The organism is Neptuniibacter sp. UBA6509, assembly GCA_002435145.1.
Taxonomy (GTDB): Bacteria; Pseudomonadota; Gammaproteobacteria; order Pseudomonadales; family Balneatricaceae; genus Neptuniibacter.
Genome location: DJLT01000114.1, coordinates 1 through 23,761, shown reverse-complemented (window position 1 = coordinate 23,761; position 23,761 = coordinate 1). Strand labels below are relative to the sequence as shown.

Genomic DNA, 23,761 nt, shown 5'->3' with positions numbered 1-23,761 from the left:
TTTGCTTTTTATGTGGAGCGAACCACGTCACTTATTGATTTAAAAGGCTCGATTCGGAGGGCGAAGCCTGTAGAAAACTATCATCTATAAATATGGGAGTTTGCGGTGTAAACCAAAGGGCGCGCTAAGGGTGATAGTAACCCTATACGCCTCTTACGTTCAGCCACTTAAAAACTCCAGCCTTCGAGCTGGTTTTTTTATGCCTGCAATTTATTTGTTGGAGCTCAGCCTCTGAGCGAGGTTTTTCTTTCCGATTTACAAGGCAGAGCCAGCATTTCCTTTGCTATATTGCTTTCTATTAATTTTCCTCGCGATTGATTTCATGCCTAAATCTATTATTTCGAACTCGTTTGCTTTTTGTTCTCTGTGATATAATCATTTTTTCCGTTCATAACGAGCTGAACGGTCATGCTGCTGTTGGTTGGTGAGTTTAAGTAGCGTTTCATACCTTGATTTATGAGTACAGACATCACATGTTGAGCAAACAGGATATTTCAGATCGCATCCTCGTGCAGGAGCATTTCGCAAAAGAACATTTGCCATTGGATATGACCGCTGAGCAAGTGGATGAATATAAAACCCGTATTAAGCAGTTACTGAAAGAAAAAGATGCGTGTCTTGTAGCGCATTACTACACTGATCCTATCTTGCAGCAACTGGCTGATGAGACGGGTGGTTGCGTATCTGATTCTCTTGAGATGGCGCGTTTTGGTAATGCTCATTCTGCCAGTACACTTGTTGTTGCGGGCGTGAAATTTATGGGTGAGACTGCAAAAATTCTTACGCCTGAAAAACGTGTCGTTATGCCTACAATTGAGGCGACCTGTTCTTTAGATATTGGTTGCCCTATCGAAGAGTTTTCCGCTTTTTGTGATGCACATCCAGATCATGAAGTGGTTGTTTATGCCAACACCTCAGCAGCAGTTAAGGCGCGTGCTGATTGGGTCGTAACATCGAGCATCGCGTTAGATGTTGTTGAGCATTTGGCAGAGCAGGGTAAAAAGATTATTTGGGCGCCTGATAAGCATCTAGGTACATACGTTCAGCGACAGACTGGCATTGAAATGCTGATGTGGGATGGTGCCTGCATTGTGCACGATGAATTTAAAGCAAAAGGCATTTTAGATATTAAGAACGTCTATCCAGATGCTGCTGTTTTAGTTCATCCAGAATCTCCTGATTCTGTTGTCCAAATAGCAGATGCTGTGGGTTCAACAACCCAGCTTATTAATGCGGCTAGAGATTTGCCTAATCAGCAGTTTATCGTTGCGACAGATAATGCAATCTTTTACAAGATGCAGCAGGCTGCACCGGGTAAGCAGTTTATTGAAGCCCCTACAGGCGGTTCAGGTGCGACTTGTCGTAGTTGCGCTCATTGTCCTTGGATGGCAATGAATGGTCTAGAGAGCGTGCTGAATGCCCTAGAAACTGGGCAGGATGAGATCCATGTGGATGACTCTTTAATTGTCGATGCGCGTAAACCATTACAGCGTATGCTAGATTTCTCCGCGCAGCTTATTAAATAAAAAAATCTACCAATTTACAGTCGAAAAAAATCCCGCAATGCGGGATTTTTTTTATAGGTCAAATTCTAGAGACTGGCGTATCGTTTTAGCATCTTCTTTGCGTTGTTCTATGCGTGCTCGCTCATTGTTCGTTAGGCCTGGCTCTTTAAGGGCATATTCGATCTGGCGAAGTGCGGTATCTATATTGGCTGTTAGTAAAAAGTATTCGATGCGCGCTTCATGTACACCGACTATGTTGCCTTCTAGTCCATAAGATTCGGCTAGTAGATACCAGGCACGGCTGTCATTTGGGTTATTTTTAACCAGATCTTGATAAACACGAGACGCTTTATCTGGTCTGTTTAATAGCAATAAATTCTTGGCATAGATAAAGCTGACAGCATGGCTGCCGGGATATACTGACATTAGTGTTGAGAGGACTTTATCCGCCTTATTTAATTCTTCTTTAGCGATATAGTATTCAGCTTCTAAAAGGCGAGCGCTTAACTTTGTCTTAAAAGCCTTTGTGAATTTATTCATATGCTGACGAGCTATTTCAAACTTTTTATTCTTAATTGCAGCATAAGCAACGGCATAATATGTGCTGTCGTTAGCGTATTTTTCAAGATGACTTATATAATTAGCGAGTAGCTTTTTAAGGTCTTTAGCATAATTCACTTGAATGCGAATCTTCGCTATATCAAATGAAATAGTATTCTCTTTTTGCGCCATCCCCTTAAAGTTTTGTGCTCTATTTAAAGAATCGGAAATACGCGCTTGAGTGACCGGGTGAGTGAGTAAAAATTCAGGGGGGACACGGCTAAAGCGAGCTGCCTTTTGTAACTGTGCAAACATCTCGGCCATTTCGGTTGGAGAATAACCCGCTTGTATGAGAGTTTGCATACCAATGTAATCGGCTTCGCGCTCATTTTGACGGCTAAAGGATAGTCTGGATGAGGTTGATGCAGCCATGGAGCCTTGCATAGCGGCAATGCCTGCCTCGGTATCAACGGCTGCTAGCAGGATGCTGCCCAGTAAAGATGCAATAAATAGAGGTTGGTTTCGTCGTTGCTCTTCTAGCTGTGCTGCAAAGTGACGTTGGCTTAAATGAGCTAATTCGTGAGAAAGAACTGAGGCGAGTTGAGCTTCGTTGAGCGCGGTAATCAAAAGACCCGTGTGAACACCTACAATTCCGCCGGGAGCTGCGAAGGCATTCACTGTAGGATTATCTAAAACAACAACCTCTATTCTGCGATCTGAAAGCTGACTATGGGTCACCAAGCTCCAGGTAAGGTCTTCAACATATTGGCTAACCACTGCATCGTCATAGAGGCGTGTGCTACCTCTCAAAACACGTACCCAAGCTCTGCCAAGCTGATATTCCTGCTGGGGAGAGATAACACTGTATCCGCTACTTCCAATGCTAGGTAATTGAGAATCAGCATGTAAGCTGATGGGCTGCATGTATAAAATGACAGAAAATAATAAAAACTGACAAAGGTTGCGCATATGTTGTATCCGAAAAAGCCCGTGCTAATGTAAACGATAATGTTATATAGTGCTCAACTACATTGAGTTCGACAATGAAAATTATGTTAAAAAACGTTATTCGTCCTTTTTTATAAACGTTTTAGATTATTAAAAATAAGAAAAACACTAATGAGCCAATACGAAATCGACCAAACGCTGGATACTTCCGGTTTAAACTGTCCTTTGCCTCTTTTGAAGGCTAAGCAGGCGCTTAATAAAATGGAATCCAGCTGTACTTTGAAAGTGATTGCGACGGATAGTGGGTCTATTCGTGACTTTAAAGCCTTCACTGATCAATCAGACCATGAATTGTTGGAATCGTTCACTGATAAAGAACCTTACGTTTATATTATCAGAAGAGGTTAGATAAGAGCGTCGATGCGTAAAATACTAAGTAAGTGGGTCGAACGTTATTTCTCTGATGAAGAAGCGCTGCTTTTCTTCGTTCTTTTAGCGGCTGCGCTGCTTGTTATTATAACGTTAGGTCAGGCGTTAACGCCGGTTTTCTCAGGTATTATTTTGGCGTTTTTAATGCAGGGCGGGGTAAACCGACTTAAAAAGCATAAAGTACCGCATATCGTTTCAGTTGTTTTGGTTTTCTTAGCGTTTATCGGTGGTGTTGCTGCACTATTATTTATTGTTATGCCGCTGGCTTGGCGACAGTCCGTTAATCTCTTTAATGAGCTTCCTGGGATACTGTCTCAGGCTCAGTCTGTCTTATTGCTGCTTCCTGAAAGATACCCTGAGTTTATATCTGAGCAACGAATTCTTGAGTTGATTGACTTGGCTGCGGCTGAACTCTCTCAGATGGGGCAGTGGGTTGTCACATTCTCTTTAAACTCTATTACTAGCATTATTGCGTTGCTTATCTACCTTGTTTTAGTGCCAATTCTAGTTTTCTTTTTCCTCAAAGATGGCGGCTCTCTTTCGAAATGGTGGATCTCATTTTTGCCTGAAAAGCGCGATATGCTGACTAATATCTGGGTCGAGATGGATGGCCAGATTGCTAATTATATTCGCGGTAAAGTGATTGAAATTATCGTAGTGGGTGTGGTCACTTATATTACTTTTATATTCTTAGGTATTAACTACGCAGCGTTGCTGGCTATTTTAGTTGGTTTATCTGTCTTGATTCCTTACATCGGTGCGGCATTAGTGACGCTCCCGGTTGCCTTGATTGGTTTCTTCCAGTGGGGCTGGAGCAATGAGTTCATGTACTTGATGGTCGCTTACGGTGTTATTCAGGCGCTGGACGGTAATGTATTAGTTCCATTACTCTTTTCAGAAGCCGTTAATCTTCATCCGGTTGCGATTATCGTAGCGGTGCTGGTATTTGGTGGCGTTTGGGGGTTTTGGGGGCTGTTTTTTGCGATACCACTTGCAACACTTTTCAAAGCGGTAATAAATGCTTGGCCTAAATCAAAAGCGCCGACTGTAGAGGTAGAAGAAAGCAGCACATAAGTGCTGCTTTATTAAATGGGCCTTTAGATGGTTTGGGCCGCTGCTAGAACTTCTTCCACATGTCCTTTTACTTTAACGCCGCGCCATTCGTTTTTAAGAACGCCTTCAGCGTCAATTAAGAACGTCGAGCGTTCAATGCCCATGTATTCTTTGCCATAGTTTTTCTTCAGTTTGATCACATCAAAAAGTTTGCATAAGGTTTCATCTGGGTCGCTGATCAGTTCAAAAGGAAACTCCTGTTTCGCTTTGAAGTTTTCATGCTTTCTTAAGCTATCGCGTGATACACCAAAAATAACCGTGTTAGCGGCTTTAAACTCATTGATTGAGTCTCTAAAGTTTTGCCCTTCGGTCGTGCATCCTGGTGTGCTGTCTTTTGGGTAAAAGTAGATGACAACATTCTGCCCTTTTAACTCGGATAGGCTGATTGTTAGATCACTTGTTGCTTCAGAGGTGAAAGATGGCACTTTTTTATCAATTGAAACGCTGCTCATAGTAAATCCTTAGTGATGATGGCTACTCAACAAAGTACAAAATCGTATAGAATAACGGTCTTTTTACGATACCAATGGTTATTTGGATTTTAAGAGGGCAATTTTTAACGAGTCAAAGTTAAATAAACTCGTAAGCCTCAATAGTTTTGGTATCGTTAATGTATTAAATTACTGGGCTCTTGCTAATGAAGTCTTACTTTCAGATAGTAGATGCTCGATTGTAAAGTTTTAAGGTTGTAATGCGCAATGCGTCAGAGTAATTTGTGCATGGCAAACCTGATATTAATCTCATGGAGAAAAAAATGATTACTGGCAGCATTGTTGCTCTTGTTACCCCGATGCATACTACCGGCGATATCGATTGGGAAAACCTCGATAAACTCGTAGACCTGCATCTGGATAAGGGCACAGATTCTATTGTCGCTGTTGGCACTACGGGTGAGTCAGCTACTTTAAACTGCGATGAGCACTGTCAGGTCATTAAACGTATTGTTGATCGTGTTGCAGGGCGTATACCTGTTATTGCTGGTACTGGGGCTAACTCTACGTCTGAAGCGATTGAGTTAACTCGTGAGGCTAAGAATGTAGGTGCTGATGCATGTTTGTTGGTGACGCCTTATTACAACAAACCCACCCAAGAAGGGTTGTATCAGCATTATAAAGCGATTGCAGAAGCGGTTGATATTGATCAGATTCTATATAACGTTCCTGGCCGTACGGCTTGCGATATGTTGCCAGAGACAGTGCTCCGTTTGGCCAGCGTCAAAAATATCGTGGGTGTTAAAGAGGCGACCGGTGATTTAGATCGTGCGCGTCTATTAATTGAACAGTCTCCGGCTGATTTTGCTATTTATTCTGGTGATGATGCGACAGCTGTTGAGTTAATGATTGCCGGTGGTCAAGGTAATATCTCTGTGACAGCTAACGTGGCACCAGCTGAGATGGCAGAGCTATGTCAGTTGGCGATGGCGGGTAAAGCGGATGAAGCGCGTGCCTTACAAGAGCGCCTTATGCCATTGCACGACAATTTATTCGTAGAAGCTAACCCGATTCCTGTTAAATGGGCAATGGCTGAAATGGGGTTGATGGGGCTTGGTATTCGACTACCACTGACTGTATTGGCTGATAACTATCATGCGACTGTGCGTGATGCGTTGCGTAGTAGTGAAATTATTTAAGCGGTCCTTAGAATGAAAAAAATATTATCTATCTCTGTCGTTGGCTTTTTGATGACAGGGTGTAGCGTTTTAGATGACAACCCTATTTATGGCGATAGCGGAATTGTTCGCGATCGAAGTCAAGACTATGAGTTAGCAGAGACAGGTTCTCGCTTAGAAGTGCCAGAGCACTTAAATGCGAAGACGACAGAGGACTCTCTAAAAGTGTCAGAGCTAAGCTCTGTGGCAACGGCGCGTACGGGTGAATTTATCGTTCCTCGCCCAGAGTTTTTCTATGCTGAGTCTGGTAGTGAATCGGTAAGTTTGAAGCGTGAAAACGGTGATAAAGTTATTATCGTTGATGAAGGCATTACAAACGTATGGGTTAAACTACAGGAATTTTGGCAGTTTAATGGCATTGATATTGTTAAGTCCGATCCTCGCCAGGGGGTTATGGAAACGCAATGGATGCATCATGATGCCAAAGAGTTAAGTTTTGTCGATACTTGGGTGAAGCATTTAACCTTCCAGGATATTCCAGGCGCGACTAAGGATAAGCTTCAAGTGAGCTTAAAGCCTGTTGATGGTGATCCGACTCGTACTTCTATTGCCATGCAGCATACACGTTTCTCTGAAGAGGAAGAGGGTGCTGAGGTGGATTGGGATAGCCAAGCTAGAGCGGTCAGCTATAAGTCTGACATGATGTTTGAGATGCTGCGTTACTTGGGTAAGGCTACGGGTGAGCGCAGTGCTCAGACGTTGATTGCTTTTCAGGAGCAGCGACGCGTTGGTACGCAGCTAGGTCGAGATTCTCGCGGCAATCCAGTACTTAAGCTTAATACGGATATCGATGCAGCTTGGAAAGAGCTTAATATAGCGTTAGATAAAGGTGATTTAGATGTAGGTACCCGCGATGCGTCAACGGGCTACTTCTATATGACTTATACTACGTCGACACCTTTTGAAAATGTCGAAGAGATGGGCTTTTTTGAATGGCTTCACTCTGACCGAGGTTCTATTTCCTTAGACACGAGCACAATTTCTGCTGCATTAGGTGTGGGTGGAGATGATTCTGAAGGGATTAGTTATACCAGTGGTAAGACAGCAGCTTATTTAAATGGTCTTGAATCCCAAGAGGCGGGTGATTCTCTGATTGATCCATTAGATGAAGCGAACCAGAAAGGTTACAAGATTTGGTTTGCCGGTAAGCCTATTTATATCTTTGGCGGTGAAGAGTCTGGCGTATACAACCAGGCTACTCAGAAATATGAACATACTGGTCAATATCAGCTGAAGCTTATTAGAACCCGCACAGGTGTTTATCTGAGTGTTCTCTCTAATGAGGGCGGAGATGCGCCTGCTATCATTGCAGAAGAGATTCTCTGGACGATCAAAGAAAATCTTCCAAGAAGTTGATATAGCAGATTAAGTGAGAGGGCCTTTATGGCCCTTTTTTATGATCTTTAAAAAGGTTTAGAGCTTATGCGTGCAGTTATTCTGGATTTAAAAGGCCTAGATTCATTGGATTTACACGCCATAGAGGCGCTTGTCGATGAATTGGTTTGCTATGATTTAACGCCAGTGGAGCAGATTGCAAACCGCATTGAAGGGTTTGATATTGTGATTACCAATAAGACCCCTCTAACTCGAAAAGTTTTATCCGCGGCTAAAGGGATAAAGTTTATCTCTGTGACGGCTACTGGCACTAATGTCATTGATAGGGATGCGGCGAGAGAATTGGGGATTCCTGTATCTAACTGCGTTGCTTACGGTGTAGATTCAGTAGCACAGCATGTTTGGTCTCTGATCTTAGCACTGCATACGAACTTATTAAGCTACGCTTCTGATGTGAATAACGGTCAGTGGCAAAAGTCAGATCAGTTCTGTTTTTTAACTCATCCCATTGTCGAGTTAAGTGGCCGCACTCTTGGAATTATCGGATACGGTAGTTTAGGTAAGGCGGTAGCCAAAGTGGCAGCAGCATTCGGTATGAATGTGATTGTTTGCCAAAAGATAGGTCAGCAAACACAAGGTGAGCAAACACAAGGATTAGATCAGGCGCCGCCTCAGAGATTGCCTTTTGCTAAATTTCTGGAGCAGGCGGATGTGATTAGCCTACATTGCCCTTTGACCGATGAGACAAATAATTTATTTGATCACGCCGTTTTGGAAAAAATGAAGCCGGGGGCATTTCTAATTAATGCAGCAAGAGGCGGTATTGTTAATGAAGCTGATTTGGCGCAAGCACTAAAAAATGGCGTCTTAGCTGGGGCCGCTGTTGATGTGCTGACCGTTGAGCCACCAAAAAGTGGAAATGCACTGCTCGCCCCTAATATTCCAAACCTAATCCTGACACCTCATATAGCTTGGGGCAGTGTTGAGGCAAGAACGCGAATTATCCAGCAGACAGCTGAAAATATTAAAGCCTTCATGGAAGGTCGTTCAATTCGGACTGTTTAGTTTAAAGCATTAAAACAGTCCGGTTAGAATCAGCTCATAGGTCATGTCATTAAAAAGAGCGATTACAAAGAGTGATTAAAAAGGGCAGGGCACAGTGAACTCTACAACCTTTCCTGTTTCAGGGTGGGGGAAGGACAAACGCTCAGCATGAAGAAGTAAACGATCAGAAAGGGCTTTGCTATCTTCATCAGCGTAGAATCGATCTCCAATGATAGGGTGCCCCATCGCCTGCATATGAACCCTAAGTTGGTGCGAACGTCCAGTAATCGGTGTGAGTTCAACTCGCGTACCTCTACTGTCTTCACCTGTTGCCTTCCAGTGGGTTAATGCGTTTTTACCATGTTCGTGGTCGACAATTTGTAACGGCCGATTCTCCCAATCACAAATTAATGGAAGGTCTACACTGCCTTGCTTTTCGGATGGCTTACCTGAGATTATCGCTTGGTAAAGCTTGCCTGTTTTGCGTTCTTGAAAGCTTCGGCTGATATCTCTTTGGGCTTCAAGTGTTAGTGCTAAGACCATGAGCCCTGATGTTGCGTAATCGAGTCGATGAACGACTCTAGCTGTGGGAAATTCAGCCTGTACGCGTCTCCATAAGCAATCTTGTTTATCTTCACCGCGTCCAGGGACAGAAAGCATATCCCAAGGTTTGTTTGCTATAACAAGCGAACTATCAGAGTAGATTATATCGACCATTATGTGCGCTCGAAAAGTGCTAGGGATTCGACATGTGACGTGTGTGGAAACATATCCATTACACAAAACTTAGTCACCTTATAACCTTGAGAGATGAGTTCTGCACCATCGCGGGCAAGTGCTGCGGGGTTGCAGGAAACATAAAGAACCATATCAGGAGCGTGCTGCTCAAGCTGCTTGATGATTTCAAGTGCACCTGTACGTGGGGGGTCTAACAGGATCTTATTGAACCCTTGTTTGTACCAAGGCATAGCGCGAAGGTCATGGGTTAAATTGGCTTTATAAAACTCGCAATTATCCAGCTTGTTGTTGGAGGCATTAATTCTCGCTCTATCAACCATCTCCTCGACGCCTTCTATACCCACTACGCGGTTTACTTGGCTAGCTATTGGAAGTGTGAAATTACCGATTCCACAAAATAGATCTAACACCCGATCGTCCTTATCGAGTTGTAACCAAGAGAGTGCCCGGCTGATCATTTTTTCATTAACCCGTGCGTTTACTTGGATGAAATCACCTGGCTTGAAGGCAATCTCGGTTGCTGTATCGCTGATTTTATAGCTTAAAGCAGCCTCTGCTTCAAATGCTTCAATATGCTGGCCGTAATCGAAATAGAGACGGCAGTTGTGTTTTTCAGCTAGCTGGTTCAAACGTTCAGCTAATGCATCCTTAGGGCGCTTCTTAACTCTTAGGGTTAGAGCACCTTCCGTGTCACCCATACTGATCTCTGCATGGGTAATCTCTTTAAAGTTCCCGCTCGTTTCCAGTACTGCTGGTAGTTCGTTTAGAATTTTGTCTAAAGGTTCGGCTAGTATTGGGCAGTGTTCAATTTTGATCAGTTTACTACTGCCCTTTCTGCGGAATCCTACGATGGCACTGCCATCACGGGTGAGCTGGTTGACTCCTAGTCGACAGCTTCTGCGGTAATTCCAGCTTTGGCTGGTAATAGGCTCTTCGGTTGAGGAGGGCTCAAATTTACCGAGCCTACGTAGTTGCTCAGTCACTAAGGTTTGCTTTGTTGTGATCTGCTCAGCATGGTCTAGGTGTTGTAGATCGCACCCACCACAGCGGCCATAATATTCACAGTACGGGGCTACACGATGTTCGGAAGAGGTGACTATCTCAGTGCAAGTCGCTTCATCGTAACGGCGATGTTTGGCGTCTAATTCAAAACGTACTTGTTCTTCAGGAAGTGCCCCCGAGATAAAAAGGGTTTTTCCTTCGTGTTTAGCTATGCCTCTACCTTCATGACTTAGTCCGACGACATCAATGACTTCAGGATAGTCGATAGCTTTTTTGGATGACTTTGTCTTGGACTTAGAAGGGCGATTAAAAAGGCTTTTCTTACGGTTCATTATTTTGTCTCAACAAAGCTCATCTACGTATGAGGCGGCGATTTTAGCAGAGAATGAGTCTATTGATATACGCTAACTGATAAACCAAGGTAGGCAAAACCAAATATAGATGGTTAATTCTATTAATTGTTGGCAAGCACCTAAGCAGTCCCCCGTATAACCTCCGATCCAAGTGCGAAAATACGCAGTAAGCCATACTGTGATAAAGAGTAACGGCAATACAACACTTAAATAAGTCCAAGGAGCAAAAGAAAAGCATATTAAAACGGGAAGTGCTGCAACAAATAAGTCCGTTTTACTAAGTTGGGCCGTCATGACTTTGGCTTTGCTTTGCTCTTCAATTCCAGCATATTTACCGTTGTAAATGATTAGCAGTGGATAAAAACGGCTTATGCAGTGACCTATGATGATTACAAGAAATGTTTCTTCAACGCTAAGCAGGGCGTTGTATTTCAAGAGTAGGACAAGTAATAGAGCAATCACACCGTAGCTACCTAAGTGCGAGTCTTTCATAATGGTTAATATACGCTGTTTATCCCAGCCGCCACCAAAACCATCGCAACTGTCTGCTAATCCATCTTCATGCAGGGCTCCGGTCATCCAAATACTGGTAGCCATGGAGAGAATGATGGCGATACTATCTGGCAGGATAAAACTGCCCAACCAGTAAATAAGTGCCGTATAAGCACCAACAAGCAAGCCGATCCAGGTAATATACCTGTTTGATTGAGCCTGACTTTCTGCTGAGAACTCGACCCAAGAGGGCGCATTAAAGCGTGTATAATAGGTGAGAGCATTAAAGAAAAGATGTAGTTGGCGAGGATATGATTTCATTAGAATGTAAGTCCAAATACATATATTGAAAATGAATTGTTTTTAACAAGGCCAGTGAAAAGATGAATTGGCAGGCCTTGTTTCTAGATTTTTTCGTAAGCTTACACGTAAAATGCGATAGTAGAGATTGATTTTAGCGTATTAATTCCTTTTGCAAAGGCCAAGGTTAGAAGTAACAGATGATTGAAGAGCATAAGTTTGCACCGTTCGTTCGGATTCTCGGAAAAGGTAAGACAGGTACTCGTTCACTGACACGTGAAGAGGCCGCTCAAGCCATGGGTATGATACTTGATGGGAAGGTCAGGCCAGAGCAGTTGGGCGCTTTTCTCATGTTGCTTAGAGTGAAAGAAGAAGCACCAGAAGAGTTGGCTGGGTTTGCTGATGCTGTCCGTACACGCTATGCCGTTGGACGAGAAATACGTGCGGATCTAGATTGGTCGACCTACGCAGGCAAAAAGAATCGCCACCCTTGGTACCTTTTGGTTGCCTTATGTTTGGCCAGTCATGGTTACAGAGTCTTTATGCATGGCTCTAAAGGGCATACCCCCGGACGAATCTATGTAGAAGATATGTTGAGCCTATTTAACTTGAAGCCTTGTGAAAGCTGGGCTGATGTTGATGCCGAACTGTGCCGACTTAACTTTGCTTACATGTCGGTTGACAGCTTTTGTCCTCCGCTAGGAGAGATCATTCAGCTACGTCCTATACTTGGCCTGCGATCGCCGGTACATACGCTGTGTAGAATGTTGAACCCTCTAAGGGCGCCAGCGAGTATTGATGGGGTTTTTCACCCTGCGTATGGGCCTATGCATCAGCAAACGGCTCAGTTGTTAGGTGAGCAGCGAAATCTAACGATGAAGGGTGATGGTGGGGAGGCTGAGATTCGCCCCGATGCAGAGTGCTTACTGCAGTGGGTCGAAAATGGAGAGCTCAAAGAATATGACTGGAAACGCATAGTCCCCAAGCGTTTTGTTAAAGAGGCCGAGTTAGATCCACAAGTTCTGCTTTCTGTATGGAAGGGGGATGTTCAGCACGAGTATGGAGAGAAGGCCATCATCTCTACCATGGCGGTTATGTTAAGGCTTCTAGGTGATGAAAGTGACGAGCACGACCTGCTCGCGCGTTCTGAAAAGCTATGGGAAAGCAGACAAATCTCTCTGTTTGGGTGATTCGCTTCTAGTGTTATGCGCCGTTAATCACGGCGCAATTTATCCGATACCGCTATAGGTGAAGGGAAATTAAAGATGACGATATAGCTTGATAGTAGGAAGGTTAGGATAGCTGTTGCTTGAATAACATGTGACGCTTCCTCCCCAATCATCATTGAGCCGGCTGCGATATAGGCTATCAATAATGAAAATTCACTGATCTGTCCTAAACGAAAGCCTACCTCCCAGCCCAGTGAGGCTGATTCACTATTTCTGCTAAGTAAGAAACGGAAAATAATCGGTTTTAAACTCAGTACGAGTATTGCCAATATAATCGCTGGTACGGCGATTAAACCGACTAAAGATAAATTGAAACTCGCTCCGATCGAGAAGAAAAACAGAATAAGGAAAAAATCCCTGAGTGGCTTAAGGCTCGTAGCTATATATTGAGAAATAGGGCTGGTTGCGATTGAAACTCCAGCAACGAAAGCGCCAATCTCTGCTGAAAGGCCTGCAAGGTTTGCGATCTCAGCCAGACCTAGGCACCAGCCAATCGCTAATAGAAAAATGTACTCGTGAAAACGGTCAAACTTCTGAATTAATTTAAGTAGTATATATTTGACGAAAATGAATGCCCCGCCAATGATGAGGGGGAGGGCGATCAGTGTTTTTATAAACTGCGTTAAAGTGTCGCCTTGAGCAGAGTCGCCGGTTCCACTGTAGAGGAACAAAAGGACCATAATAGCGATAACGTCTTGCAGCAGTAATAGACCCACTACTAGCTCACCTGTACGCCGGTGATGTAACACGGTTGTGGGTAATAGTTTAATGCCGATGATCGTACTAGAAAACATGACCGCAGCACCGATAATCATCGCTTCAGTCTGTGTGTAGCCAAAGCTAAAACCCACACCATAGCCCATAGCAAAAAATAGCATAGAGCTGGCAATTGCAACCAATGTTGCCCTCTTTAGCATATGAATCAGGTGGGATGGCTGCATATCTAAGCCAAGTAGAAAGAGCAAAAAGATAATACCGATATGGGAAATTTCAGATAGAAGCTTAGTGTCCGTGACCATTTCAAGTCCATAAGGACCCAGAAAAGCACCAAGGACGATATAAGCAACTAAAAGAGGTTGTCGGGTATACAGAGCTAATGACGCTACGATGGCTGCGCCAGTGAAAATTAAAAAGAATGAAAAAACCAGTGACTGTTCAGCCATCAAAAGAACCCTATTATTTTCTTACCTACATTAGAATAGTTTAAATGAATTTATTCAATAAGATAAAAGCGCAGTTAGAAGAAATAATGATCTGAGATATTAAATGTTGTGGCTCTCTATGATCGGGTGTAATGATTTAATACCGGATTTTTTGCCAATTCTGTTGTCGCCATATATGGATAAAAATAAGAGATGAGCCAGCTCTATATATGATTTGGACAATCCATATGCCAAATAAACCATAACCTAGTATGGGGCCAAATAGCCAAGCGAGAGGAAGATAGAAACCCCACAACGCACAGGTTGAAATAACGAGTACGGTTCGGTTTGCGCCAACGCCATATAGCGATTGAGTTAATACAATGGTGGCGGTATCTAGGCAGATCGCTAAGGCGGTAAGTTGTAATAATATTGCGGCTTTTTGGATCAAGGCGTCTGATTGCAGGAATAGAGTTAAAATAGTTTCAGGAAAAAGCCATAAAGGAATGCTTAAAAGAAGCATAAACCCTAATGCTGTTTTAAGAACCGCCCAGCCCCAATTTAAAGCTTCCAGAGTCTTATTCTCTCCTAACGCGTGACTGACAAGTGATGTGGAAGCCACGCCAAACCCCACCGCAGGTAGAATTAAAAATAGAGACAAATTAATAAGTACATGGGCGATAGCTTGATCATTAGTACCAAGCTGACCGATTATCCATATCAGTATACAAATAGATAACGCCAGAGAGAGCTGCTGAAGAGAGTGTGGGAACGATAAGCGAATTAGCCGGTTTAGATTTGATAACCCTTGAGGGCGCCAACGGAAGAATCCCGCTGTCGTTGCATTTTTGTAGACGAAAAAGGCGTTGATTATAGCGCCGGCATAAAGGGCAATAGCACTTCCGAGCCCAGCACCCGGAGCCCCCATTTTGGGCATACCCAAATAACCAAAAATCAGGCAGTAGCTGACAGCAATATTGAGTATGTGAGTGAACAGTAAGACTTTAAAATAGGTCATCGGTGTTTTGTTACCATTCCACCAACCTCTAAATGAAAGGTTCAGGCCAACAGCTAGCATCGCAGCAGTACGATAATCAAAGTAAGACGTTGCAATGTCCTCTACCGCTGAGTCCTCTGACAAGAAAGAAACGATAGAATCGGAAAAAGTGATGTAAAGGATGCTAAGGGGGAGGGCAAACGCAAACGAGATTAGAAGCCCCCAATGTACCGGGGTGGCAGCATCATCGTGAAGGCCTTGGCCTCGATTTCTTGCAACAAGAGTTTGCACTCCTGAGGATAGGCCAAGTATCAGGCTAATGGCGACAAAGTTCGCGTAACTGCCGATACCGACACCGGCGAGTGAGGCTGCTCCGAGTTGTCCAACAAGTGCCGCATCGATCAAGTTCAGCACGCTCTGGGAGAGCATGCCGGCAATAATCGGTAATCCTAAGATTAGAATTGTTTTCTGTTGGATGAATGTGGACATGAATTCTGATACAAAAAAAGATGATTCTATCAGATTCTCTAGCCCTTAACCGAAGGAATTTAACATTTAAACAGTCTCAGTAATGCGGCTAAAGTCTGTGGGATTAAAGGGTTTGGTTAATAGTTGATCAATTTACTCGGAATTAGTTTGAGTGTATCCTAGGGGTATATAAGATTGAGTCTAATCAGGATAACGTATGAATATTATCGTAACAGAAGCGGCAGAAGATTATTTAGTAGAGCTTCTTAGTAAGCAAGATGTTGAAGGCATGGCTGTACGTATGTTTGTAACCCAGCCTGGTACTTCTTATGCAGAAACATGTTTAGCCTATTGCCGACCTGATGAAATCATCGAAGATGATGAAGTGATGGAGTTGTCTAAGCTGCGTTTTTATATTGAAAATACCAGCGTACCTTACCTAGATGAAGCAAATGTCGATTTTGCAAAAGATCGTATGGGTGGGCAGTTAACGATTAAAGCACCTAACGCCAAAGTGCCTAAGGTTTCACCTGATAGCCCTATTAATGAGCAGATTAATTACATTCTTTACTCTGAAATTAATCCAGGCCTTGCGTCTCACGGTGGTGAAGTGAAGCTTATGGAAGTGGTTGAAGAGGAAGGCGGCCAGATTGCAATTCTTGAATTTGGCGGTGGTTGCCAGGGTTGTAGTGCGGTAGATATGACACTTAAAGACGGCGTTGAAGCTACTTTGATTGAGCGTATTGCTGACTTAGTTGGTGTTCGTGATGTAACTGATCACAGTGTTAGAGAAAACGCTTACTATAAGTAATGCCAACTTATTGAGAGGGGAGTGACTTCCCCTTTTTGTAATTGTCTCGATACCTTGATGCTGCTATAAGATTAAGGAGGTTCTTTATTTAACGAAGGTTGTTAAGTTAAGGAATCTAACCGGTACCTAAACCCTCTTGAACGCAACAAATTTTTTAATAGTAGGTTGCATTTATAAACTAAGACCCCCATGTAACCTTTAATCGCGTTTTAATAGAATTTATCCGCAGACCATCGCGGACCTGTTTGATGAGGCTTTTGCATAATGACTCAACATGACGAATCTCAGTCAGAAGTTATTGAATTACCCGTTTTACCTTTACGAGACGTAGTCGTTTATCCGCACATGGTTATCCCTTTATTTGTAGGTAGGGAAAAATCAATTGAAGCGCTTGAAGCGGCAATGGCTGGTGAGAAAGAGATCCTGCTTGTTGCTCAGAAGAATGCTTCTGATGATGAACCTTTAGCAGAAGATCTATTTGCAATCGGAACCGTGGCATCTGTTTTACAGATGCTGAAACTACCTGACGGTACGGTTAAGGTTTTAGTCGAAGGTGATTATCGAGCCACGATCTCTAATCTAAGTGAAGATGATGGATTCTTTACAGCTCAGGCCTCTGTTCTATCAATAGAAGAATTAACTGAGTCTGAAGAAGAACTCTACAAGCGTACAGTGCTTGAGCAGTTTGAGCGTTTCGTACAAATCAATAAGAAAATCCCTTCAGAAGTACTCACATCTCTACAGAATATCGATGATGTAGGACGTCTTGCGGACACGATTGCAGCGCATATGTCTCTTAAACTTGAAGAGAAGCAGCAAATTCTAGAGATGCTATGCAATAAAGAGCGTCTTGAGCATCTGATGGCGTTGATGGAATCTGAAATTGACTTGGTCGAAGTTGAGAAGCGTATTCGCGGCCGTGTTAAAAAGCAGATGGAGAAAAGTCAGCGCGAATATTATTTGAATGAGCAGATGAAGGCCATTCAAAAAGAGCTGGGCGATCTTGATGAATCCGGCACTAATGATATGGATGAGCTTAAAGAGCGTATTGCTGCGGCTAAAATGCCTCAGGAAGCGTTTGATAAGACCATGGCTGAATATAACAAGCTTAAAATGATGTCGCCTATGTCGGCAGAAGCAACGGTTGTGCGTGGTTATGTGGATTGGATGTTATCGATCCCGTGGTCAAAACGCTCTAAAGTACGTCACGACATGAAGCGTGCGGAAACAATCCTAAATCAAGATCACTACGGCCTTGAAGAAGTAAAAGATCGTATTCTTGAATATTTGGCTGTTCAAAAGCGTGTTAAAAAGCTTAAAGGCCCGATTTTATGTCTGGTTGGACCTCCAGGTGTAGGTAAAACTTCATTGGGTCGTTCTATTGCGCGTGCAACTAACCGTGAATATGTTCGCATGGCATTAGGTGGCGTTCGTGATGAAGCTGAAATACGTGGTCACCGTCGTACGTATATTGGTTCTATGCCGGGTAAGCTGTTACAGAAAATGGCTAAAGTGGGCGTTAAAAACCCTCTTTTCCTACTCGATGAAATCGATAAAATGGGTATGGATCAGCGCGGCGATCCTGCATCCGCATTGCTTGAGGTTTTAGACCCTGAACAAAATGGTAGCTTTAATGATCATTATTTAGAGGTTGATTACGATCTGTCAGACGTGATGTTTGTCTGTACTTCTAACTCAATGAACATTCCGGGGCCATTGCTGGACCGTATGGAGATCATACGTATTCCAGGCTATACGGAAGATGAAAAGCTAAATATTGCTAAAAACTACCTTGTAGAGAAACAATTTAAAAATAATGGCCTTAAAAAGGGCGAAGTAGAGATTACAGATAGTGCCATTACTGGGCTTATCCGCTACTATACGCGCGAAGCGGGTGTTCGTGGCTTAGAGAGAGAGATCGCTAAGCTATGCCGTAAGGTTGTTAAGGAATTAGCGCTGGCGAAAAAGTCAGAAACAATTGTTATAGGCACCGATGAACTTGAGCAATACAGCGGCGTGCGTAAGCACAGCTTTGGTATTGCTGAAGAGCAGGATCAAGTAGGTCTTGTGACGGGCTTAGCATGGACTCAAGTTGGCGGCGAAATTCTAAGTATAGAAACAGCGGTTGTGCCGGGTAAAGGGCGTCAGGTAACCACAGGTTGCCTTGGTGATGTCATGAAAGAATCAATCCAAGCGGCATTAACTGTTGTGAGAAATCGAGCAGGTTCTTTAGGAATCGCATCAGATTTTCATGAGAAACAAGATGTACATATTCATGTACCTGAAGGCGCTACACCAAAAGATGGGCCGAGTGCGGGTATTGGAATGTGTACTGCTTTAGTATCGGTTTTGACCAATATTCCGGTCAAGGCAGATGTGGCAATGACGGGTGAAATTACCTTGCGAGGTCAAGTTTTACCTATAGGTGGATTGAAAGAGAAACTGCTTGCAGCGCATCGTGGCGGGATTAAAACTGTAATTATCCCACATGAAAATGAGCGCGATTTGAAGGAAATTCCTGACAATATCAAAGCGGATCTAGATATTAAGGCGGTTAAATGGATTGATGAGGTGTTAGAGATAGCACTTAAGTATCAGCCAAAACCGTTAGAGCAAGATGATGAAAAAGTGGCTTCTACGAAGAAAAAGGCTGCAAAAGCTGAGCCGGAGCAAATAAAGCCACATTAGTATTCATAAGGGGTAGAAAGGTGCTTAAGTTGTCTTGACACCCCTTTCTGCCACTTGGTATAAATGCTTACCATCTTGCTGGGCATGGATTACGAAAACTAAAAATAATGATCTATTAAAGGGGAACAACGTGAATAAGTCTGAACTGATCGACGCTATCGCAGCTTCAGCCGACATTCCTAAAGCAGCTGCTGGTCGTGCACTTGATGCGACTCTTGAAGCAGTTACTGGTGCTCTACAGAACGGAGACTCTGTAGCACTTGTAGGTTTCGGCACATTTTCTGTAAAAGAGCGCGCAGCTCGTACAGGTCGCAACCCGCAGACAGGCAAACCAATTGAGATTGCCGCTGCGACACTGCCAACTTTTAAACCTGGTAAGGCTTTAAAAGACGCAGTTAATAAGTAAGATCTGATCGCGTCACGATCTTACTTCTAAGGAGCGGTAGTTCAGTTGGTTAGAATACCTGCCTGTCACGCAGGGGGTCGCGGGTTCGAGTCCCGTCCGTTCCGCCAAAAATGAAGAAAGGCGCATTCTTTATTGAATGCGCTTTTTTTTTGCCTAAAAAATTGCCAGGGGTATTAGGGCATAATGCTACAGTCCATTCGGGATAATTCTCAGGGAATCGTCGCCAAAATAATTGTTGGTTTGATTGCGGTTACGTTTGCTTTATTTGGTGTTGAATCACTTGTCAGCTTAACAGCGGGAAGTAACGCGCCAGCAACAGTCAACGGCGAAGAAATCAGTCAACAAGAATTCATGCAGGGTGTACAGCTTCAGCGTAGACAGATGCTATCCCAGATGGGAGACGATGCAGACCCAGCAGCGCTTGATGATAGCCTAATCAGCAATATGGTCCTTGAAGGGCTTATTGAACAATCAATTCTTGTACAGTCAGCTTCAGATCAAGGACTTAGTTTCTCTGATGGTATGATTGATCAGCTGATATTAACCACTCCAGATTTTCAACAGGACGGTGTATTTAATCGTACGCAGTTTGAAGTAGCGTTAAGAAACGCCGGCCTGACACCACTTATGTATCGTGACCTTCTGCGTAAAGAGAAGGTTACAGAGCAAGAGCGTGTTGCGTTTATGCTATCTGCATTTACGCTACCGTCTGAATTAAAGACGATTGCTCAGCTTGACGGTCAAAAAAGAGACATTCGTGCATTCACCTTATCCGCAGATGAACTTCGTACTTCCTTAACGGTAAGTGATGAAGATGTGGCTGAGTATTTTGATGCGAATAGTGCTCAGTTCTTAACAGATGAGCAGGTTGCGATTGAATATTTGCTTCTTGAACGCTCTGCATTGCAAGCTGAAATTAAAGTGTCGGATGATCAACTGCAAAATGCTTATCAGTTGCTCGTTGATAATTTTCAGGCTCAAGAGCTACGTCATTCAGCGCATATCTTAATCGAAATCTCTGATCAGCAAGATGATGCTGCCGCTAAGCAAAAAGCTGACAGCATTGTTGAGCGTTTGGCTGCGGGCGAGAGCTTTGAAGAGCTAGCAAAAACCGAATCGGATGACCCATCATCAGCTGAAATGGGCGGTGATTTAGGTGTTAATGAGAAAGGTGTTTTCTCTTCTGAATTTGAAGATGCTTTATTCGCTCTCGAAGTGAATAAAACAACACCGGCTATACGCTCTGAATTTGGTTACCACATCATCAAACTTTTAGATGTAGTAGCGACTGAAATTCCATCTTTCGATGAAGCGAAAGGGGAACTTGAAGCGGACTTAGTCACTCAGCTTTCTGAGGAAGAATATGTATCACAGCTAGAACGTTTAGCTGATATCTCTTTCTCTTCGGGTGATCTGGTTGAGCCTGCTGAAGTATTAGGTCTTGAAATTCAAAAGTCTGGGCTGTTCTCTCGCAGTGGCAATGAAGCTGAAATCACCTCTAACTCAAAAGTAATTAACGTTGCCTTTGATGAAGAGCTAATTAGCGAAGGCCTAAACAGTTCCCCTGTTGAGCTAGATTCGGGTCGTGTTGTTGTGTTGCGTATCGTTGAGCATCAACGTCCTCGTGAAAAGTCTCTTGAAGAAGTATCAGCATCGATCAAAGGCATTCTGCTTGAAGAGCAAGTAGCTGAGGCATTAAATACTCAAGCCGACGAGATTGTTGCTAAGTTAGAGCAAGGTGAAACACTTGAAGCTGTTGCACTAGGTAATGAGATAAGCACTCATACCGATGTTACTCGTAATCAACCGGGTATCGCACAAGAGCTACGTGCTGCTGCATTCAAGCTTCCTAAGCCAGCAGGCAATGTTAGTTTTGCATCTGTTGATATGGTGGATGGTAGCAAAGCAATCATTGCACTTGATAAAGTGACTGAGGCAGAAACTGAATTATTGGCTGAAGAGCAGAAGTACATGAGTATGATGCTAAATAGCCGTAAGGGTCAGCAGTCTTATCAGGACTATATCGCTGAATTGAAATCTAAAGCGGAAATTGAGCGTTTATAATTACGATTTACTGACATAAAAAAACCACCTTCGGGTGGTTTTTTTATGTGTTATGTTTTCTTTATGGAATAGTTTTATAGCAAGGTAGAGATATGAAAAAGGTTATTGTTCTTTTGATAACGCATATGATGGTGGCCGCTATGGGCTTCGCTGGTGGTATTTATATCCTGCCTGTATTGATTGACGCGCCTGCGCCAACGCAAGAGACGATGGCTACAGCGAAGACTCAAAGTGAGTATGAAGGCGAGTTCGTCAAATCACTTAAAGATAGTGATTTCTTGCACTGGGGTGAGGGGCGAGTGCTGGTAGGTCAGCAGCAGATCGCGTTAGAAGGGAAATTAGCGCCCGGTCCTGATTATAAACTCTACCTATCGACAAAGTTCATTGAGACCGAAGCTGAGTTTCTTAAAAATAAGAGTGAAATGGTGCAGGTGGCAGATATCAAAACCTTTACCAATTTCGTGGTGCCTGTTCCAAGTACGGTTGATGTTTCCAGCTACTCAACCGTGATTATTTGGTGTGAGGCCTTTTCTCAGTTTATTACAGCAGCTTCTTATAAATGAGCTGCTATTTCTAAATGAGTTCGTTTTAGGTTTTAAGCGCCCGCTTGTTAGCGGGTGCTTAAAACTGTCATTAATTGCGGATCAACTAGCTGGCTAGCAGGTGTAATCGTTTTTCGTTGCCAAGGTATCATGCCAAAATACCAGCAGCGCCAAAAGTTAACACTGGCTTGCGGGTTTTCTTCTAGTAATGCTTCCAGTGTCTGTACCTTGCCAATTTCTAGTCCAAGTGCTTCTTTAAATGTTAAGTAAACAAACTTCGAACAAAACTGTCTTTTTGAATCAAATTTAAAGCCTAAATGATAAAACTTGCCCATTCTTGGGGTTGCTGCCTTTTTTAGCTACTCCACCTGTATTTGAGTGAGTCCACCTTTTACACGCATGATGCTGACTTCATTATCGGTGGTGCGGGCTAAGAACTTACGTAGTGGGCAGCGAGTTACTGTAGGAACTGCGCTTTCCATCACATACCATTGATCATTTTCGCGGACGATAAAGCCCACATGCGATGTCCAGCTTCCTGTTCCTTTGGCAACTTGGCGATATAGGAAACTATCAATCGAGATAAAAATAATATCGCCTTCGCTAATCTTGCTCTTTACTTCATGTTCTAGCAGGTCTAATTGATAGTCGTGCATCTTTAACTCCTAATTCTCTTATAAAGTGGCAGTGGATTAATCGGTATATCGTTTGCCCGTTTTGTATGGAGCTAGTATTGTTTTTTTACAGTGTTATCACCAAAGAAGCCTTCAAAGTATTATCTGTTGATGCTTTTGGTAGGGATTTCATAAAAAATGACCCAGTAAAGTTCTACTTGTATGCAATGCTATTCTTAATACCCGCTATCTAAACAAGTGCAAAGCTAACGCGTACAATGTGGCGCTTCTATTCCTTCAGAGTGATTTTTCATGCGTATTCTTCTTTTGTCTGCTTATGATGCTGATAGCCATATCTATTGGCGGGAAGGATTAGTGCGAAATCTGCCCGAGCATGAATGGACAGTATTAAGCTTGCCAGGGCGATATTTCAGCTGGCGTATGCGTGGTAATAGTTTGAGCTGGGCCTTTGGCGAAGCAGAAACCTTGTCCAAGCCCTATGATCTTGTTATTGCAACCTCAATGACGGATCTGTCATCGCTGAGAGGGTTTGTTCCATCCTTGGCAAATACGCCTACGCTTGTGTATTTCCACGAAAACCAGTTTGCCTATCCTAGTTCAGGTAAAGAGTTTAAAAGTGTTGGGCCCTGCATACTCAACCTCTACACAGCGTTGTCCGCGGATTATTGTCTTTTCAATAGTGAATACAACCGTAGGACGCTACTAGAGGGTGCTGAAGCACTGTTGGCTAAGCTTCCTGATCATGTTCCAGCAGGTATTGTCGAACGCATAGAAGAACGTTCATGCGTGTTGCCGGTGCCCTTAAATGAGGATAGCTTTCTGGACCATAAAGGGCGCAGGGGTGAGTTCCATATCACTTGGAACCATCGTTGGGAGTTTGATAAAAACCCGCAGCTCCTGCTTGATAGCATGATTAAATTGGATCAAGCGGGTGTCGATTTTACCCTGCATGTTGTGGGTCAGCAGTTTAGGAAAATACCGAAGCAGTTTGAGCAGCTAAAAACTCAGCTCGGGTCTAAGATTGGTCATTGGGGTTATATGGAATCTCGCAGTGCATATCAAGCATTGCTTCAGCAATCAGATGTGGTGTTATCAACAGCGTTACATGATTATCAAGGTATTGCTGTGTTAGAAGGCGCCGCAGCAGGTGCGTACCCAGTTGTACCTGATCGTTTAGCCTATACCGAGCTTTTCCCTATAGAGTGTCGCTATGAATCTTTCGATAAAAACGTTAATCAGGTTGAAAATGAAGCTGTGTCATTGGCCGCGACTTTACAAACGTTGATCAAGAATAAGCAGGCGGGGGTTAAC

At 43.4% G+C, this 23,761-nt stretch carries 20 protein-coding genes, 1 tRNA gene and 1 pseudogene; 14 read left to right on the top strand and 8 right to left on the bottom strand.

Annotated elements, in window-relative coordinates; all coding sequences use genetic code 11:
* Positions 1 to 473: 473 nt before the first annotated feature.
* On the top strand, positions 474 to 1,526 hold the full coding sequence (gene nadA, locus B4K11_RS14190) for a quinolinate synthase NadA (RefSeq protein WP_292955987.1): 1,053 nt from the start codon (positions 474 to 476) through the stop codon (positions 1,524 to 1,526).
* 51 nt (positions 1,527 to 1,577) lie between these two features.
* Here nadA and B4K11_RS14185 read toward each other — a convergent pair whose 3' ends face one another.
* Complete coding sequence (locus B4K11_RS14185; protein WP_292955990.1) at positions 1,578 to 3,014, bottom strand: M48 family metalloprotease; 1,437 nt, start codon at positions 3,012 to 3,014, stop codon at positions 1,578 to 1,580.
* A 150-nt stretch (positions 3,015 to 3,164) separates the two neighbouring features.
* On the opposite strand from B4K11_RS14185, the gene B4K11_RS14180 reads away from it, so the two are divergent.
* The gene (locus B4K11_RS14180) at positions 3,165 to 3,401 is read left to right on the top strand and encodes a sulfurtransferase TusA family protein (RefSeq protein ID WP_292955993.1); all 237 of its coding nucleotides are present in this window, start codon (positions 3,165 to 3,167) and stop codon (positions 3,399 to 3,401) included.
* A gap of 12 nt (positions 3,402 to 3,413) precedes the next feature.
* Positions 3,414 to 4,496: an AI-2E family transporter gene (locus B4K11_RS14175; protein WP_292955996.1), complete on the top strand. Its 1,083-nt coding sequence runs from the start codon at positions 3,414 to 3,416 to the stop codon at positions 4,494 to 4,496.
* A 23-nt stretch (positions 4,497 to 4,519) separates the two neighbouring features.
* On the opposite strand, the gene B4K11_RS14170 is transcribed toward B4K11_RS14175, so the two are convergent.
* Positions 4,520 to 4,987, bottom strand: coding sequence for a peroxiredoxin (locus B4K11_RS14170; RefSeq protein WP_292955999.1), 468 nt, complete (start codon positions 4,985 to 4,987; stop codon positions 4,520 to 4,522).
* A gap of 302 nt (positions 4,988 to 5,289) precedes the next feature.
* Here B4K11_RS14170 and dapA point away from each other — a divergent pair, with 302 nt between their 5' ends.
* The 3 genes from dapA to B4K11_RS14155 all read left to right on the top strand — a co-directional run bounded on the left by dapA (position 5,290) and on the right by B4K11_RS14155 (position 8,604).
* Positions 5,290 to 6,165: a 4-hydroxy-tetrahydrodipicolinate synthase gene (dapA, locus tag B4K11_RS14165; RefSeq protein ID WP_292956002.1), complete on the top strand. Its 876-nt coding sequence runs from the start codon at positions 5,290 to 5,292 to the stop codon at positions 6,163 to 6,165.
* A gap of 12 nt (positions 6,166 to 6,177) precedes the next feature.
* A complete protein-coding gene (bamC, locus tag B4K11_RS14160) occupies positions 6,178 to 7,560 on the top strand; it encodes an outer membrane protein assembly factor BamC (RefSeq protein ID WP_292956005.1) in 1,383 nt (460 codons plus the stop codon).
* A gap of 66 nt (positions 7,561 to 7,626) precedes the next feature.
* Positions 7,627 to 8,604: a D-2-hydroxyacid dehydrogenase gene (locus tag B4K11_RS14155; protein WP_292956008.1), complete on the top strand. Its 978-nt coding sequence runs from the start codon at positions 7,627 to 7,629 to the stop codon at positions 8,602 to 8,604.
* Positions 8,605 to 8,679: 75 nt separating this feature from the next.
* Here B4K11_RS14155 and B4K11_RS14150 read toward each other — a convergent pair whose 3' ends face one another.
* From B4K11_RS14150 to cobS, 3 genes are all read right to left on the bottom strand, one after another.
* Positions 8,680 to 9,300, bottom strand: coding sequence for a pseudouridine synthase (locus B4K11_RS14150; RefSeq protein WP_292956011.1), 621 nt, complete (start codon positions 9,298 to 9,300; stop codon positions 8,680 to 8,682).
* Positions 9,300 to 10,655, bottom strand: a complete 1,356-nt coding sequence (gene rlmD / locus B4K11_RS14145) for a 23S rRNA (uracil(1939)-C(5))-methyltransferase RlmD (RefSeq protein WP_292956014.1) — start codon at positions 10,653 to 10,655, stop codon at positions 9,300 to 9,302. The genes B4K11_RS14150 and rlmD overlap by 1 nt, the downstream gene beginning before the upstream one ends.
* 72 nt (positions 10,656 to 10,727) lie before the next feature.
* On the bottom strand, positions 10,728 to 11,489 hold the full coding sequence (gene cobS / locus B4K11_RS14140) for an adenosylcobinamide-GDP ribazoletransferase (RefSeq protein WP_292956017.1): 762 nt from the start codon (positions 11,487 to 11,489) through the stop codon (positions 10,728 to 10,730).
* Positions 11,490 to 11,668: 179 nt separating this feature from the next.
* On the opposite strand from cobS, the gene B4K11_RS14135 reads away from it, so the two are divergent.
* Entirely contained in the window at positions 11,669 to 12,658 is a 990-nt protein-coding gene (locus tag B4K11_RS14135; RefSeq protein WP_292956020.1) for a glycosyl transferase family protein, read from the top strand.
* Between the two features lie 23 nt (positions 12,659 to 12,681).
* Here the strand turns inward: B4K11_RS14135 and B4K11_RS14130 are convergent, their stop codons facing one another.
* Positions 12,682 to 13,860, bottom strand: coding sequence for a cation:proton antiporter (locus tag B4K11_RS14130; protein ID WP_292956022.1), 1,179 nt, complete (start codon positions 13,858 to 13,860; stop codon positions 12,682 to 12,684).
* A gap of 136 nt (positions 13,861 to 13,996) precedes the next feature.
* Positions 13,997 to 15,325, bottom strand: coding sequence for an MATE family efflux transporter (locus B4K11_RS14125; RefSeq protein ID WP_292956024.1), 1,329 nt, complete (start codon positions 15,323 to 15,325; stop codon positions 13,997 to 13,999).
* 196 nt (positions 15,326 to 15,521) lie between these two features.
* On the opposite strand from B4K11_RS14125, the gene nfuA reads away from it, so the two are divergent.
* The 6 genes from nfuA to B4K11_RS14095 all read left to right on the top strand — a co-directional run bounded on the left by nfuA (position 15,522) and on the right by B4K11_RS14095 (position 21,836).
* Positions 15,522 to 16,115, top strand: coding sequence for a Fe-S biogenesis protein NfuA (gene nfuA, locus B4K11_RS14120; protein WP_292956027.1), 594 nt, complete (start codon positions 15,522 to 15,524; stop codon positions 16,113 to 16,115).
* Between the two features lie 264 nt (positions 16,116 to 16,379).
* Positions 16,380 to 18,803 (top strand): endopeptidase La, encoded by a 2,424-nt coding sequence (gene lon / locus B4K11_RS14115; protein ID WP_292959445.1) that lies wholly within the window; start codon positions 16,380 to 16,382, stop codon positions 18,801 to 18,803.
* Between the two features lie 130 nt (positions 18,804 to 18,933).
* Entirely contained in the window at positions 18,934 to 19,209 is a 276-nt protein-coding gene (locus B4K11_RS14110; protein WP_007020114.1) for an HU family DNA-binding protein, read from the top strand.
* A gap of 30 nt (positions 19,210 to 19,239) precedes the next feature.
* Positions 19,240 to 19,316: transfer RNA gene (locus tag B4K11_RS14105), tRNA-Asp, on the top strand.
* Positions 19,317 to 19,392: 76 nt separating this feature from the next.
* Positions 19,393 to 21,273, top strand: a complete 1,881-nt coding sequence (locus B4K11_RS14100; RefSeq protein ID WP_292950657.1) for a SurA N-terminal domain-containing protein — start codon at positions 19,393 to 19,395, stop codon at positions 21,271 to 21,273.
* Positions 21,274 to 21,365: 92 nt separating this feature from the next.
* The gene (locus tag B4K11_RS14095; protein ID WP_292950655.1) at positions 21,366 to 21,836 is read left to right on the top strand and encodes a DM13 domain-containing protein; all 471 of its coding nucleotides are present in this window, start codon (positions 21,366 to 21,368) and stop codon (positions 21,834 to 21,836) included.
* A 47-nt stretch (positions 21,837 to 21,883) separates the two neighbouring features.
* Here B4K11_RS14095 and B4K11_RS14090 read toward each other — a convergent pair.
* Positions 21,884 to 22,471: pseudogene (locus B4K11_RS14090) on the bottom strand (YiiX/YebB-like N1pC/P60 family cysteine hydrolase).
* Between the two features lie 270 nt (positions 22,472 to 22,741).
* On the opposite strand from B4K11_RS14090, the gene B4K11_RS14085 reads away from it, so the two are divergent.
* Positions 22,742 to 23,761, top strand: a 1,020-nt coding sequence (locus tag B4K11_RS14085; RefSeq protein WP_292959444.1) for a tRNA-queuosine alpha-mannosyltransferase domain-containing protein, incomplete at its 3' end; no start/stop codon positions are given.

Coding starts and splice junctions, on each gene's coding strand:
- B4K11_RS14175 (WP_292955996.1), top strand. CDS start 3,414: ATGCGTAAAATACTAAGTAAGTGGGTCGAACGTTATTTCTCTGATGAA.
- B4K11_RS14170 (WP_292955999.1), bottom strand. CDS start 4,987: ATGAGCAGCGTTTCAATTGATAAAAAAGTGCCATCTTTCACCTCTGAA.
- B4K11_RS14100 (WP_292950657.1), top strand. CDS start 19,393: ATGCTACAGTCCATTCGGGATAATTCTCAGGGAATCGTCGCCAAAATA.
- lon (WP_292959445.1), top strand. CDS start 16,380: ATGACTCAACATGACGAATCTCAGTCAGAAGTTATTGAATTACCCGTT.
- bamC (WP_292956005.1), top strand. CDS start 6,178: ATGAAAAAAATATTATCTATCTCTGTCGTTGGCTTTTTGATGACAGGG.
- B4K11_RS14125 (WP_292956024.1), bottom strand. CDS start 15,325: ATGTCCACATTCATCCAACAGAAAACAATTCTAATCTTAGGATTACCG.
- nfuA (WP_292956027.1), top strand. CDS start 15,522: ATGAATATTATCGTAACAGAAGCGGCAGAAGATTATTTAGTAGAGCTT.
- dapA (WP_292956002.1), top strand. CDS start 5,290: ATGATTACTGGCAGCATTGTTGCTCTTGTTACCCCGATGCATACTACC.
- B4K11_RS14150 (WP_292956011.1), bottom strand. CDS start 9,300: ATGGTCGATATAATCTACTCTGATAGTTCGCTTGTTATAGCAAACAAA.
- B4K11_RS14130 (WP_292956022.1), bottom strand. CDS start 13,860: ATGGCTGAACAGTCACTGGTTTTTTCATTCTTTTTAATTTTCACTGGC.
- B4K11_RS14180 (WP_292955993.1), top strand. CDS start 3,165: ATGAGCCAATACGAAATCGACCAAACGCTGGATACTTCCGGTTTAAAC.
- B4K11_RS14155 (WP_292956008.1), top strand. CDS start 7,627: ATGCGTGCAGTTATTCTGGATTTAAAAGGCCTAGATTCATTGGATTTA.
- cobS (WP_292956017.1), bottom strand. CDS start 11,489: ATGAAATCATATCCTCGCCAACTACATCTTTTCTTTAATGCTCTCACC.
- B4K11_RS14185 (WP_292955990.1), bottom strand. CDS start 3,014: ATGCGCAACCTTTGTCAGTTTTTATTATTTTCTGTCATTTTATACATG.
- B4K11_RS14135 (WP_292956020.1), top strand. CDS start 11,669: ATGATTGAAGAGCATAAGTTTGCACCGTTCGTTCGGATTCTCGGAAAA.
- nadA (WP_292955987.1), top strand. CDS start 474: ATGTTGAGCAAACAGGATATTTCAGATCGCATCCTCGTGCAGGAGCAT.
- B4K11_RS14095 (WP_292950655.1), top strand. CDS start 21,366: ATGAAAAAGGTTATTGTTCTTTTGATAACGCATATGATGGTGGCCGCT.
- rlmD (WP_292956014.1), bottom strand. CDS start 10,655: ATGAACCGTAAGAAAAGCCTTTTTAATCGCCCTTCTAAGTCCAAGACA.